This is a genomic window from Streptomyces candidus (assembly GCF_014207445.1).
In the GTDB taxonomy this organism is placed as follows: Bacteria; Actinomycetota; Actinomycetes; order Streptomycetales; family Streptomycetaceae; genus Streptomyces; species Streptomyces candidus.
Genome location: NZ_JACHEM010000023.1, coordinates 38,920 through 51,877, shown reverse-complemented (window position 1 = coordinate 51,877; position 12,958 = coordinate 38,920). Strand labels below are relative to the sequence as shown.

Here is a 12,958-nt window from a genome sequence, read left to right as displayed (position 1 = left end):
CGACGGCAGTTTCAGCGTCCTCAGCCGGTCCCAGACCGACTCCGGCAGCGCACTGAAGGACGTGGGCAAGCCACTTCGAGCACAGCCGGACAGTTGATGCGTTGCAACGGAGAGGTCCGCGTGCAGACTGAGCAGGTCTGCCCACGAGAGTGCTCACAGGCCATTCCGGCAGGGGCGGGAACATCGGACTGCCCCAGTCATTGGCCGCCGGACCCTCTCGGACAGCGACGCTTCCAGCCTGCATCTCGGCTGAGCGGACCAACACCTCTGTGCACAAGCCCGCAAGTGCCGACCACGCCCGTGGTCCATACAGCTAGTGCACTCGTAGCAACTGCCGCGGGCCGCACCGAGGTACCCACATGAACTGGTTCGCCTCCGTGGTGGGGGTCATTCTTGTCTTGGTGGCGTTGCGCGACGTGTTTCACACGCTGTGGCATCCCAGCGGACGCGGCAGTCTGAGCGCGCTGGTGCTGCAGGGGCTGTGGCGCTTGTCCCGGCGCGTCAGCAGGCCGGGTCTCTCCGCTGTCGTCGGGCCGATAGCCATGGTCGCGGTGATCCTGGGATGGACATCGATGGTCGTGGCCGGCTGGACGCTCATCTACTGGGCACACATGCCCGAAGGTTTCTCCTTCAGCCGTGACCAGGGAGCCGGCGATCGCCTCCAGCACCGAGCGCACGGCGTCCGCGTTGCCGCCGAACAGGTATTCCCGCAGCCACGACGGCATGTGGTGCCGGAGTCGTTGGTCCAGCCGTGGGAGTCCCACGCCCGCACCGACCGCGAGCGCGACCCCCAGCGTCGGCAGAGGCCACAACTGCGCCCGGAGCGCGTCACGCATCAACGGAGGAAAGACGGGTCAGCAACCCCGGCCGGGGGGCGAGGCGCCACCGAGGCGAAGAGAACGGGCAAGCGTGTGGGCATCAGCACGAGCCCACGCTACCGAATGAGTTCAAGTGTGCTGGCTCTGGTACGGGGAGGCGGTGTTCACCTGGAACGTGCCGCGCTACGGCTCGCACGCCAGCGAGGACGACCATGTCCAGCACTACTCGAACCCGGCGCTGTGCGGGTTCAGCTGGGCGAAGGGTGACCGGCCGCGCTGGGTGGAAGGGCCGCCGGACTGTCCCGAGTGCCGACGCGAGGTCCAACTCGGTGCCGAGCGTTTGCGCGGCACCTCGTGACTACCGTGCGGAGACGCGTTGCCGCCCGGCTGGCAGCCAGCGAATACGGCTACCCGGCCCGCGAGTTCCCGGCACAAACGGGCCCTCCAGCGTGCGTGGACAAGGAGTAGCGCGATGCCCGTGGAGATCACCCCCGACGATGCGTACGACGACGCGAGCGACACCCTGCGGGTCGGGCGGCACGACCTGGAGCGGCTGCTGCTGGAGTTCCGTGAGCTGATGCGGCACCAGGAGCCGCGCAGCTGGCGCCACATGGAGGACTACGAGAGGACTACGACCAGTCCTTCGAGCGCCTGGCCGACGCCGTCGACGCCGCGACCAAGGCCCCGGAGGGGTGCCCGCTGGGAAGGGTCCTGACCTCCGGATGCGCTGCACGACCACCGAGGACGTGTACGAGTGGCCGGAAGGCGCCCCCTACGAGGGCGGGACGACGGTCACGTGGAATGTGCCGGGCTACGGCTCTCACGCCACCGGTCCCGCAGAGGATGCGTCCATGTCGCTGTGCGGCTTCAGGTGGGCGGAGGGAGAGGGCCGGCGCGTGAGCGGTATGCCGGACTGCTGTGAGTGCCGACGTGAGGTCCAGCTCGGATCCGAACGCTCCTGCGGCCGCTGGTAACAACCAGGCGGCAACGCGTTGGAGTCCTGGTGGCCACTGGTGGATACGGCCGTGACCACGGTCGGAGACGCCCTGGCCCCGGCAGTTGCGATGCCGGGGCCAGGGCGTTGTCACGGGGTGGCTACCCGAGCCAGACGATGTTCAGGATGCCGTGGCTGCCTCGAACAGCGGACCCTGCCGCCCCGCTTCCGCCTGGAAGTCGTCCGCGCGCACCTGCAGCAGACCGAGCGTCACGGGCTCTGCCGCAAGCAGCCCTATGTCCGGGAGTTGAAGCCCGCCCCTGGTGTTCACCGGTTCCAGCTGGAATGCAGCGGCTGGCACCATCCCAGCCGCTGGACGAAGAACGTCACGGTGCCGGAAGCCGCCGGGCTCGTGCGGTCCTTCGTCGACGCAGCTCTCACCACGTAGGGAGGCGGGCCAAAGACGCGCACTGCCGGCATCGTTCATGTCGAGGGAGCAACGTACTGAGCCCGGCATCGGCCGGGACCACCACTTCGTCCACGAATTCCTGCCCATCGTCGCCCCGTGAACGCGCGTCGGCGTCAGGGGCCGCCCGGTGTGCCGCACGGAGCCCGGAAGGAGACGTCGGGGAAGTAGCGCTCCCACTGCGCCCGGGTGAGCGGGGCAGGATCTCTGGCGCACCCCAGCTCGACGGCGTGCCGGGGGTCAGTCGGCCAGAGGCGGGCGGTGCGCCCGGCGCCGCCGGTGAGCAGGAATCGTCCGTCGGGGGACAGCGCCACCGAGTTGAGCGCCCCGCCGTCGCCCAGCACCCCCGCCGAAGCCGGATGCCGGGGGTCGGCGACGTTCCACAGGCGAGCGAAACCGTCGTAACCTCCTGACGCCAGCAGCCGTCCGTCCCTGCTCAGTGCCGCCGCGATGACGACTTCGCGGTGCCCGGTGAGGGTGGACAGCACGGTGGGACGGGCGGGTTGGGAGACGTCCCAGATCCGTACGGTGCGGTCGTCACTGCTGGACACCAGGGTGCGGTCGCCGGGACCGAACGTCACCGAGGTGACGAAGTTCCGGTGCCCGGAGAGGACGGACAGCCTGACCGGTTCGCGCGGCCGTGCGACGTTCCACAGTTGTACGGTGCGGTCGTCGCCACCGGTGGCCAGCACGCGGCCGTCACGGCTGAACGCCACCGCTTTGACGTTCAGCCGGTGGCCGGAGAGCACGGCCCGCAGGGCGGGCGGGCGCGCGGTGAGGTCCCAGAGCCGGACGGTGTGGTCGTAGCTCCCGGTGGCCAGGGTCCGGCCGTCCGGGCTGAAGGCGACGGCGAAGACCACGTCGGTATGACCGGTCAGCGTGGCCGTGGGCTTCGGGCGGCGGCGGTCGGTCACGTCCCAGAGCCGCACGGTGCGGTCGAAGTGGCCCGCCGCCAGGGTGCGCCCGCCCGGTGCGAACGCCACGGACGTCACCGGGCCGGCGGGCCGCGTCGCTCCCGCCCTGACCGGTGGGCCGGTTGCGGGCGTGTCCCACAGCTCTACGTTGGTGTCGCCCCCCGCGGCCAACCCGCGCCCGTCCGCGGTGAAGGCGACGGAGGAGACGAGTTTCCCGCGGCCGGGAAGCGGTGTGCTCACCGCACCGAGAAGCCCGTCCCGGGCCTCGGCCGTGGGGGAGAGCTGGTAGGCGGCCATCATCAGCCGGGTGTGCAGGGCCGGTTGGCCGTCCCGCAGGGCGTTCGCCTCGTTGGCCACGTTCCGGGAGAGGATCTCGTTGCGCTGCTGGGTGATCTCCCGGTGGGCACGCAGTGCGTAGGCCGCCGCGCCGGAGGCGGTCAGCGCGGCGACCGCCAGGAGGGCGACGAGCCGCCGCAGGCGCCGGGACCGGCGGACGAGGGCGCGCTGGCGCAGGTCCTCGGCCGCCCGGCTGGCGTCCAGGAACGCCCGCTCGCGCGCCGTCAGCTCACCGCGGTACGCCGGCTTCTCGGCGAACTCCGCGACCATGGCCAGCCGTGTGCCGCGGTACAGCACGTCCGGGTCACGGTCCAGGGACTCCCAGAGCCCGGCCGCTTCGGTGAGCCCGCGGTGGCGGCGAAGCCGTTCGCGGTCCTCCGCCAGCCACCGGTGCAGCCGTGGCCAGCAGCGGATCAACGCCTCGTGGCTCACGTCTACGTGGCGGTCTTCCAGAGTGAGCAGCCGGGCGCGCGCCGCCTGTTCCAGCACGGCCGCGACGTCGGCGTCGCGGTCGAGTTCCTCGTACGGCAGACGGCGTCTGGTGTCCTCGGTCCCCTCGCCCAGGCTGGTCAGCCGCAGGAAGAGCTGCCTGGCCGACCGCTGCTGGGCCGGGGTGAGCGAGGAGTAGAAGGTCTCCGCGGTCCGGGCCAGCGCACCCTCCATCGCGCCCGCGGCCCGGTACCCGGCCAAGGTGAGGGCGTTGCCACGGCGGCGGCGCCACGTCTCCAGCAGGGCGTGCGAGAGCAGCGGCAGCGCCCCGTCCTTGCCGTGGCACTCGGCGACCAGCGCCGCCACCAGCGCGCCTTCGACGCTGAGCCCCGCGCGGGCGGCGGGCTGGACGATCGCCTGGCGCAACTGCTCACCGGTCATGGGGCCGAGGGCGACCTGCGACGTGGCGAGCGGGGCGAGGAGTCGCGCGTAGCGCGTGCAGTGAGCGTAGAAGTCGGCGCGCACCCCCAGCACCACACGGCAACGGCTGTTCGGCGCCTCCGTCGCGGTGACCAGCGCGGAGACGAAGGCGGCCCGCTCCCCCTCGGTCCGGCACAGGGTGAAGACCTCTTCGAACTGGTCCACCACCAGGACCACCTCGGCGTCCGGCGGCCTCCCGGCGAGCGTCTGCCGGACGAGGCGGTGCAGATTCGCCGGATCGGCCGCGAGGTCCGCGTACACCTCCCCGGCGGTGGACCCCGCCTCCGCGGCGAGTGCGATCGCGCACTCCTCCAGCGGGTGCGGGCCGGGCGTTATCAGCAGCACGGCCGATGTCGCGCCGCCGGCCGCCAGCCTGGGCAGCAGCCCGGCCCGCAGCAGCGAGGACTTGCCCGACCCGGAAGCCCCGAACACCGCGAGGAACCGCTGCCCGGCCAACCGGCGCACCAGGTCGTCCGTGAGGTCCTCACGCCCGAAGAAACGTTCCCCGTCCTCCTTCTGGAACGCGGCGAGCCCCGGATACGGGGCGGCCGAGCCCCCCTCGGCGCCGCACGCTTCCGGCTCCACCGCGTCCGCCGCGAGCCGGAGGGCGGACTCGTGCCACCGCCGCTCCCACTCGCCGACGTCGCCGCCGCAGGCGCGTACGTAGGCGAGCGCCACCGGCAACGAGGGCAGCACCCGGCCCGCGGCGGCACTGGAGAGGGTGGTGACGGAGTAGTGGGTGCGCTGCGCGAGCACCCGGTAGGTGGGACTGCCTGCTTTCTCCCGCAACTGCCGCAGGGCCGCCGCGAACGCCAGTTCCGGGGTGTCCCCGCTGTCCAGGGGGCGCTCCTTGCGCGCCACCGCCCTCACCCCCCGCCCCATGCGTCCGTCGGTTCCCAGGGATGCTGCCCGGCCCGGTGCCGCTCTGACCGCTACCGAGCCGATTCGGCTGTTTCCCGCCGGTGTTCATGTGCCCGGTGCGTCCGGGCGCCGCCGTCGCTGACGGCTGTGACCAGCGGGATCGCGGATCGCTTCGCCGTGCTGTGTTCGGAGTTGTTTGTCCGGCCAAGGCGCCCCGACGCCGAACAACCGGACCGGGTTAGACATCTTCCCGGCAGGACGGCGAGGACGGCACGGGAGGAGTCGGGGATGCGAGCGACGGCACGGGACGCGGTACGGGTGGCGGGCGTGGCAGCGGCCGCGTCCCTGATGCTCGGATGCGCGGCACAGGCGAAGGACACGACGCCGCGTCCGCCGCAGGCGGTCGTCCGGCCGGTGGGCCCGCAGCAGACGCTGGAGGCCGCCGAGGACCTGCTGGAACGCGACTGCATGCGGCGCAGCGGCTTCGGCTTCTGGGTGGCCCCGCCCCTCACCCCCGGCGCCCGGCGCGAATTCCCCTACGTCGTCGACGACGTGGCGTGGGCGAAGGAGCACGGCTACGGCTCCGACCGGCGTGCGGCGGTCAGGCGGACCGCCGACGCAGACCCGAACACCCGCTACCTGCGGTCGCTGGAGCCCCGGCGCCGTGCCGCCCTGGTGGCGGCCCTGAACGGCCCCCGCCCGACCGGACTCGCCGTGGACCTGCCGAACGGCGCGCGCGTCAGCCACAGCGACCAGGGCTGTACGGCGGAGGCCGAACGACGCCTCTACGGCGACCTGCCCGCCTGGTTCCGGGCCACGCGGACCACCCGGTTCCTCACGGGAGAACGCGTCGCGGCCGTCCAGCAGGACGCGCGCTACCGGTCGGCCCGGGACCGCTGGGCGGCGTGCATGCGGGCCGACGGACTTCCGTACGCCGATCCGCAGGAGAGCCGCGCCGCGGCCGACCCGGAACGCGGCGCCGACCGGGCCCAGGAGGCCCGCGTCGCGGTGGCGGAGGCGACCTGCGCGCTGTCCACGGACTTCTCCCGGATCGCCGCCGACCTCGACAGGTCCTACGAGACGGCCTCGCGACGGCGGCACCCGGAGGTCTACGCCGACCTGGCCCGGCTCACCAGGGCGGCGCTTCCCCGGGCCCGCGCCGTGATCGCCCGAGGCTGACCACCCAGACTTCCGCGGCGACATCCCGCCGCGGGGACGGCCGGTCCACCGGTCATCCGCACACAAGCGGCACCCGCCGCCAGACAAGGAGAATCCCATGATCCGCAAGCACCTCACCGCCGCCGGAGCGGTCGTCGCAGGCCTGACGCTGGCCCTGCTCCCGGCGGTCGCCTCCGGCGCCCCCGTGGGCCCCGACGGCCAGGAGACCGCCTCCGCCAGCCGCAGCGCCGCCGCGGCCGACGGTCTGCTGCACGCCTGGACCGACGCCTACGGCGGCGGCACCCCCTGCTTCTGGAGCGGGAACGCCAACACCTGGGGCCCGTGCCGCAACAAGGCCTCCGACATCTGGAACAACGGCCACGCCACCACCCTCGACGCGGTCGACCTCTACTGGGGCCTCAACGCCACCGGCGCGCACGCCTGCATCAGCCGGGGCGACTCGTGGAACAACCTCCCGTCGGGGAAGTGGAAGTTCACCTACGGCGCGGGCCAGGGCGGCTTCGGTCAGTCGATCAACGACAACATCTCCTCGCACCGCTGGGTCGACTACTGCAGTCAGGGCTGACCCGCCCCGCCCCCGGGGGCCCGCCTACCCACCGGCGGGCCCCCGGGTCCGCGTCCAGCTGGACCCGCAGGCCCGCGAACGGCACGTCGACCTGGGGCACCGCGCCCTCGGCTGGGACACCACGACACTGCTGGTGCCCGTACCCCGGGATGTGGAGCTGATCACGCAGCTGATCACCGGGCACGCGCGGTGGGTTCGCGACGACGTCCGGCGCCACAGCGAGGACCCCGACCTGCGCTGCGAGGTCCTGGACCAGCTTGCAGCTCTCGCCGACGACGTCGACCGCCACCTGGCCGTCGACGCCCCGGACCGGGGCACCCTCGAACACACCCAGAGCAGGGCCCGACTCCTCCTCTCCCTGTACGAGGGACTCGACCTTGCGCAGCGCGAGTTGACCGCCCGCGCACCCGTAACTGGCGTACGAGCGAAGTCCCGCACCCCAGACTGCGGGATGCGGGACTCTGGCTGCGAGCGACTACTGGTTGTTGATGATGTCCCCGAGGTCGCAGCACCGTCGGCACGAACATGAAAGGGCGTTCGCGCACCACCTTCACCAGCTTCACGAACCGGTCCATCCGCAGCCCGGTGAAGGTCTCCACCCACAAAGCCTCAGCCCGCAACACCCAGCGCCCACAGGGGAGATGCCCGCACGGAGGGCTTCTGCAACAACTGCTAGACCGCGCGGGCTTGGCCTCCCTTGCCTTCGAGGTGCCAGCAATGATGCGTTCCGGGTGAAAGCGGACCACGTCGTTGCTGAAGACGTCCGGTGCCACGGGCGGCACTTCGACCGAGATCAGCTCGGCGCGGCCGGGGATCTCCACGCCGCACCCCCATCCGCGGGCGACGACGTCGGGTTCGTCCTGCGGGGTCGTGCCGTCGACGACGAACGCGACCTGCGGATGGGCCCCGGCATTGCGGTACTTCCGGCTCAACGCGTTGTCGGGGCCGCCGATGTCGACGGTCCCGGTTGAGATCAAGGCCCCTGGAGGCGGCGCTACTTGGCGTACGGCGGGGCCAGCTGCTCGCTGTCGTGTGCGAGTAGCGCAGCCGTAGAATTACGCCATGACTGCCGATCCCCCGCTCACCCGAGAGTCGTTTCGGCGCCTCCACCCGATCAACACGCCCCATCCGGTGACTCAGCTGCCGGATCGTGTCTGGACTGACAAGGACTGGGCCCGGATCCAGCGCGGATATCGAGCCCGGGACATGGATGAGAAGTGGAATGTCTTCGCCGAAGGCGATGTCCTTTGCATGCACCGGAGTTGGACCGGTCACGCCGTCTACGAGGCGTCCTTCGCCCCCGTGATTGGCGGTGGGAGGAGGATCGCCTCTGCTGTGGTGGAGGCTGATGCGGAGCGCTATCGCAGAACGGGCGACGAGTACGACTGCCTGATGATGGAACTGATCATCAGCGCGATCATCCTTGGTGAGCCCGCCGCCGACCTCCGGGCCGGTCTCGTGGAGCTGACTGCCCGGGCTTCGAGGACGGGCGATCTTCCCGCGGCCGTGGTGCAGCACAGTGTTCTGGGCTTGCGCTCGGGATCGTAGGCGGCATACCCAAATCCCCACATCCGCGTGAGGAACAGGTGGCCCAGATCGCCCCTTCACGGTATGGGGAGGGTGCTCCGTTGCTCATGCGGGGGGCGCGGCCGCCGAGGTGGGTGTGCACCTGCGCCGAGGCGTGCAGCCCGACGACATGCCGCACGGTCCCGGGCCTCGGGCTCACCCAGCACGAGCCTCTCGGCCGTGTGCTCCGTGCAGGCGGCCACGCAACGCGTACGTGATCATTCATCTCTGCCAGCCCATCAACGGCCTCAGTGGTGATCAAGACGCACGGCCCCTCATGACTTCTCACGCAACGCAGCGACCGCGGGGTCGGGGGCGGCTGCCGAGAGGAGGGGGCTCAGGGCGAGACGTCGAGGATGCGGACTCCCGCTCCGTCCCAGTCCTTGGGTGCGGTGGTGACGACACGGGCTCCCTCGGGGCGTTCCGGGGCGGGCCGGGCCACGTGCCGGGTGTGGGACCAGCCCAGGGTGCGTGTCTGGCCGGAGGCGGCCAGCACGGCCGCAAGGTCGAGGGGGTGGAAGACGATCTGGTCGAGCATGGCGACGTGGCCGGCTACCCCGTTACGGGCCCGGTCGGCGTCCGCAAGGGCGCTCAGGGCCACATGAACACGCCAGGTGTCCGTGGCGGCGGACTGGTGCAGGAGCCGCGAGACCAGGACACTCCCCGAGCCCAGGGCAAGCAGTGCGCTCTTGTCCAGGACCACGTCCACCGTGGTCGGGGCAGTAGCGCTCACGGGGCGTCGCCGAGCCGACGGGCGAGCTCAGCGTCTGCCGCACGGTCCTGCTCAGGCGTGGGGGCGTAGCCCGACATCTCCTGTAGGACTGCCAGGGTGCGGGCCGTGCGCTCGGCACGCTCCGCGTCGGTCGGGGTGTGTGCAGCGAAATCACTGACCAGCTGGGCAATGGTGGTGCCCTTCTCCGCAGCGAGAGCGGCGAGCCTGTCCCGGACCGTGTCTTCGACCTTGATCGTTGTGTGCGCCATGAGGCCAGAATACATTAGGTATACCGCTGGGGTGAGAGATTCCTGGGGCCGGCCTGCAGCTCCCTCGGAGGACCGACTTCTTACCTCCTCGTGTTGTTGGTGCGTCGCCAACCTTGCGAGCTCCGTCGGCGACCTTCTGGCAGAGCGAGCGCGCCCTCCGCGGACAACCCGGACCGCGCCATCTCGAAACGGGAGCAACGCCTGCGCGCCAGCCTTCGTCTTCCAGCCCTGGCCGTAGGTGTGCTCCAGGTAGGCCCGGTACACGGTGCGGTCGTGCTCCATGCGCATCACCTGCGGGTACGAGGCACTCCCCCACCGCCGCATCCGGCGCCGGACTGGAGACAGTACGGGCCGGTGTGAATCGCGCGCCGCAGGCCTCCAGTTTCGCCTACGCACCGGGATGACCGCGCTGAGGCCGACTGCCTTACGGCGCACGGCTCGGGGGCACGCCGTCGGACGCGAGGAATAGTGCTCCGTGGTGCCGGGGAGGAGGGGGCGGGATATGAGGCGATCGGAATGGCGGCCGAAATTTGAACGTGTCAGGTCGAAATTTCTGGAGAGGGGGTGGACACATTCCTGACAGACGACATGATGACGAGGGGGAACCCTTGGGTATTCGATCTCGCTGACGCACAAAACTTATTCCATTCCAGCACTTGGTCGAAGTTGCCCTTCCCTTCAACGTCACCAGCGCCCACGTCGTCGACGTATGCACCAAACCGACCGACCCGCCCCTGATCCATGGGCGTGGGACCAGACGGGATCACCTCCGACGCTCTGCGTCAGACGTCCCGTCGGACAAGGTCACTCCACGACCTGGAGCTTATGCACGTCGGCTCCGTTGGACAGCAGTCCGCCCCACCAGAGAAATGGGCAGTCCGCCCCTTGCGTAGGAAACCGGGCACCGAGTGCTACAACACATTGCCTCTGACGTGAATGCCTGGAGGATCGAAATGACGGGCAAGAAGCTGAGCTACGACTTCCCCGATTTCTTCATGCCGCTTCCTGAACACGGTCTCAACCCCGCGTGGGACGGTCAGGGAACGCGTATGTACGCCTGGGCGAAGCAGCACGGGCTCCTCGCCGACCCTGCCATCAGCCGTCAGATGGCCCGAACCGAACCCGACTTCGCTACCGCTGTCTGCCTTACGAAGGCCGACCCCGATCGCTTTGAGGCCCTGTGCAAGTACGTGATCTGGGTCTGGGCCGTCGACGACGGCCTCGACGAACGCATCACCACACACGACATCGTGTTCGTCGCTGATGCCGTGGCCGAGCTGGCCCGGGCCATCGAAGGCAGCGGCCAGCCGGCCAGCCCCGTCGCCCGCGCGGGCCGTGACATCAACACTCGGGTCTGCGCCGGCCGCTCCTCGGAGTGGGTCGAGGCTTTCAGCGCTGAAGTGGACATGTGGCTCGCCACTTTCGTACGTGAGGTCGCTACCGTACGGCTTGGGCATTCCATGACTCTGGAGGAGTACCTACCGCACCGGCGCGCCACCTCTGTCCTCGGCTGGTTCATGCACCTGAGCGAGTACGCCGTGGACGCAGACCTCCCTCATGAAGTCCGCATGCTCCCGGCCATGACCGAAGCCCGGCACCGCGGAGCCGAATGGATCGGCATCTACAACGACGTCTACTCCGTCGACCGGGAGGACGCCATCGGATACCCCTTCAACGCGGTCCTTCTCCTCCAGCGCCAGCGCGGCTGCTCTCGCCAGGAAGCGGTAGAAGCCACCAACGGCATTCTCACCGACCTGATGCAGCGCTACCTCGCCGCCGTCGAACGGGTACCGGCCGAGCTCAGCCGCATCACCACTGACGAACGGCTCCACCAAGTAGTCGCCCAAGTGGTCGAGGCCTACACCACCCAGGTACGCGGCAACTACGACTACCATCGCAACCGCCCCCGATACGTCGACTCCCCTGCTTACCTCCCCGACGAGCAGCACGACGGCACTCGCCCCGCGTACAGCACCGATGCGCGCTTTGCCATCGGCGGGTGACGACGCCCATGACCACCCCCACCACTGGACAGCCGCAAAGTCGCGACTGGGCAGTGCACACCGCCCCCGGGGGCCTGCCGCTACTGGGCCATGTCCTGCCTCTGCGCCGCGACCCGCTGCGCTTCCTCGCAGCCCTTCCCGCCCACGGAGACCTGGTTGAGATACGACTGGGGCGCCACCCCGCCTACCTGGCCTGTCACCCCAGGCTTGTTCAACAGGTCCTGGCCGACGCGCGCACCTTCGACAAGGGCGGCCCCTTCTTCGAGAAGGTAAGACCACTGCTCGGTAACGGACTCGGCACCTCCGGGTGGCACGACCACCGCAGACAGCGCCGTCTCATGCAGCCGGCTTTCCAGCGTGAGCGCATCGCCACATACGGCACAGAGATGATCCAGGGCATCACCGCCGCCACGCGCGCGTGGAAGCCCGGCCAGACCGTTGATGTCTCCGCCGCCATGCAGGCCGTCACCGCACGCGTCACCACACGCGCCCTGTTCTCCACTGCCATTACCGACCAGGACGTCACCGATATTCAGCACTGCCTCACGGTCCTCTTCTCCGGTGTCTACCGCCGAATGACCGCACCACTTGGCCTCTGGGAGAACATCCCAACGTCCGGCAACAGGCAGTTCCGTTCGGCCCACCGCCGGCTGGGAGAGCTCATCGACCAGATCATCCAGCATCACCCCCGGACCAGCCCCGGCCGCAACGACCTCCTCACCGCCCTCATCACGGCCTACCACCGCACCAGCAACGATGGCGAAGTCGACCGTCTGACGGTCAGGGAACTCCACGACCAGGTCATGACCCTCCTCGTGGCCGGAGCCGAACCCACCGGACACGCACTCAGCTGGGCGCTCCACCTCATCTCTCACCACCCCGAGGTGGAAGCACGCCTGCACACCGAAGCTGCCCAAGCCCTCGGCGACCGTCCCGCCCGCATCACCGACCTGCCTCGGCTCGAATACACCCGCCGCGTCTTCACCGAAGTGCTGCGTCTGTACCCACCGGGCTGGATGTTCACCAGAACCACTACAACCGAGGCTGAACTGGCTGGCCGCCGCCTGCAACCTGGGACCACAGTCCTCTACAGCCCCTACGCACTCCACCGTGACCCACGCCTCTTCCCCGCCCCGGAAGTCTTCGATCCGGACCGCTGGCTTCCCGACCGTGCCCGCGATGTCCCACGTGGCGCCTTCATCCCCTTCGGCGCCGGAAACCGCAAATGCATCGGCGAACATTTCGGCATCACACAAGCACTCCTCGCCCTGAGTACCCTGTGCTCCCGTTGGCAACTACGACCCCTGCCCGGCACCGAAGTCCGCCCAAAGCCCGAGACCACCCTCGGCACCGGCCCTCTCCTTATGGTCACCCGCCTCTGGCAGAGAAATGGCGACCAATCGGGTGCGGTGTGACGGAGCGTATC

The 12,958-nt window shown here is 69.9% G+C and carries 12 protein-coding genes and 1 pseudogene; 8 read left to right on the top strand and 5 right to left on the bottom strand.

The window, feature by feature from the left end; translation table 11 throughout:
• Positions 1-197: 197 nt before the first annotated feature.
• The gene (locus tag HNQ79_RS29705; protein WP_185036081.1) at positions 198-836 is read right to left on the bottom strand and encodes a DUF2254 family protein; all 639 of its coding nucleotides are present in this window, start codon (positions 834-836) and stop codon (positions 198-200) included.
• 115 nt (positions 837-951) lie between these two features.
• Between HNQ79_RS29705 and HNQ79_RS29700 the strand changes: the two genes are divergently transcribed.
• Entirely contained in the window at positions 952-1,176 is a 225-nt protein-coding gene (locus tag HNQ79_RS29700) for a hypothetical protein (protein ID WP_185036080.1), read from the top strand.
• Positions 1,177-1,290: 114 nt separating this feature from the next.
• Positions 1,291-1,533, top strand: coding sequence for a hypothetical protein (locus tag HNQ79_RS29695; RefSeq protein WP_185036079.1), 243 nt, complete (start codon positions 1,291-1,293; stop codon positions 1,531-1,533).
• Between the two features lie 801 nt (positions 1,534-2,334).
• Here HNQ79_RS29695 and HNQ79_RS34625 read toward each other — a convergent pair.
• Positions 2,335-5,238 (bottom strand): nSTAND1 domain-containing NTPase, encoded by a 2,904-nt coding sequence (locus HNQ79_RS34625; protein ID WP_185036078.1) that lies wholly within the window; start codon positions 5,236-5,238, stop codon positions 2,335-2,337.
• Between the two features lie 288 nt (positions 5,239-5,526).
• On the opposite strand from HNQ79_RS34625, the gene HNQ79_RS29685 reads away from it, so the two are divergent.
• The 3 genes from HNQ79_RS29685 to HNQ79_RS29675 all read left to right on the top strand — a co-directional run bounded on the left by HNQ79_RS29685 (position 5,527) and on the right by HNQ79_RS29675 (position 7,511).
• Positions 5,527-6,417, top strand: coding sequence for a hypothetical protein (locus HNQ79_RS29685; protein ID WP_185036077.1), 891 nt, complete (start codon positions 5,527-5,529; stop codon positions 6,415-6,417).
• A 97-nt stretch (positions 6,418-6,514) separates the two neighbouring features.
• Positions 6,515-6,982 (top strand): hypothetical protein, encoded by a 468-nt coding sequence (locus tag HNQ79_RS29680; RefSeq protein WP_185036076.1) that lies wholly within the window; start codon positions 6,515-6,517, stop codon positions 6,980-6,982.
• Positions 6,983-7,115: 133 nt separating this feature from the next.
• Entirely contained in the window at positions 7,116-7,511 is a 396-nt protein-coding gene (locus tag HNQ79_RS29675; RefSeq protein ID WP_185036075.1) for a hypothetical protein, read from the top strand.
• Between the two features lie 4 nt (positions 7,512-7,515).
• Here HNQ79_RS29675 and HNQ79_RS34865 read toward each other — a convergent pair.
• Positions 7,516-7,605, bottom strand: a pseudogene (locus tag HNQ79_RS34865) (IS5/IS1182 family transposase); the annotation flags it as partial.
• A 439-nt stretch (positions 7,606-8,044) separates the two neighbouring features.
• On the opposite strand from HNQ79_RS34865, the gene HNQ79_RS29670 reads away from it, so the two are divergent.
• Positions 8,045-8,530, top strand: a complete 486-nt coding sequence (locus tag HNQ79_RS29670; RefSeq protein ID WP_185036074.1) for a hypothetical protein — start codon at positions 8,045-8,047, stop codon at positions 8,528-8,530.
• Positions 8,531-8,885: 355 nt separating this feature from the next.
• On the opposite strand, the gene HNQ79_RS29665 is transcribed toward HNQ79_RS29670, so the two are convergent.
• Together HNQ79_RS29665 and HNQ79_RS29660 are read right to left on the bottom strand one after the other, a co-directional pair.
• Complete coding sequence (locus HNQ79_RS29665) at positions 8,886-9,281, bottom strand: PIN domain-containing protein (RefSeq protein WP_311772317.1); 396 nt, start codon at positions 9,279-9,281, stop codon at positions 8,886-8,888.
• Positions 9,278-9,529, bottom strand: a complete 252-nt coding sequence (locus HNQ79_RS29660) for a hypothetical protein (protein ID WP_185036073.1) — start codon at positions 9,527-9,529, stop codon at positions 9,278-9,280. Before HNQ79_RS29660 ends, HNQ79_RS29665 begins: the two co-directional genes overlap by 4 nt.
• Positions 9,530-10,482: 953 nt before the next feature.
• On the opposite strand from HNQ79_RS29660, the gene HNQ79_RS29655 reads away from it, so the two are divergent.
• Together HNQ79_RS29655 and HNQ79_RS29650 are read left to right on the top strand one after the other, a co-directional pair.
• Positions 10,483-11,532: a terpene synthase family protein gene (locus HNQ79_RS29655; protein WP_185036072.1), complete on the top strand. Its 1,050-nt coding sequence runs from the start codon at positions 10,483-10,485 to the stop codon at positions 11,530-11,532.
• 8 nt (positions 11,533-11,540) lie between these two features.
• Complete coding sequence (locus HNQ79_RS29650; protein ID WP_185036071.1) at positions 11,541-12,947, top strand: cytochrome P450; 1,407 nt, start codon at positions 11,541-11,543, stop codon at positions 12,945-12,947.
• Positions 12,948-12,958 lie beyond the last annotated feature (11 nt).

What these genes read in the sequence shown, in the direction of transcription:
- HNQ79_RS29705 (WP_185036081.1), bottom strand. Translation starts at nt 836, where the DNA reads ATGCGTGACGCGCTCCGGGCGCAGTTGTGGCCTCTGCCGACGCTGGGG.
- HNQ79_RS29695 (WP_185036079.1), top strand. Translation starts at nt 1,291, where the DNA reads ATGCCCGTGGAGATCACCCCCGACGATGCGTACGACGACGCGAGCGAC.
- HNQ79_RS29685 (WP_185036077.1), top strand. Translation starts at nt 5,527, where the DNA reads ATGCGAGCGACGGCACGGGACGCGGTACGGGTGGCGGGCGTGGCAGCG.
- HNQ79_RS29680 (WP_185036076.1), top strand. Translation starts at nt 6,515, where the DNA reads ATGATCCGCAAGCACCTCACCGCCGCCGGAGCGGTCGTCGCAGGCCTG.
- HNQ79_RS29670 (WP_185036074.1), top strand. Translation starts at nt 8,045, where the DNA reads ATGACTGCCGATCCCCCGCTCACCCGAGAGTCGTTTCGGCGCCTCCAC.
- HNQ79_RS29660 (WP_185036073.1), bottom strand. Translation starts at nt 9,529, where the DNA reads ATGGCGCACACAACGATCAAGGTCGAAGACACGGTCCGGGACAGGCTC.
- HNQ79_RS29655 (WP_185036072.1), top strand. Translation starts at nt 10,483, where the DNA reads ATGACGGGCAAGAAGCTGAGCTACGACTTCCCCGATTTCTTCATGCCG.
- HNQ79_RS29650 (WP_185036071.1), top strand. Translation starts at nt 11,541, where the DNA reads ATGACCACCCCCACCACTGGACAGCCGCAAAGTCGCGACTGGGCAGTG.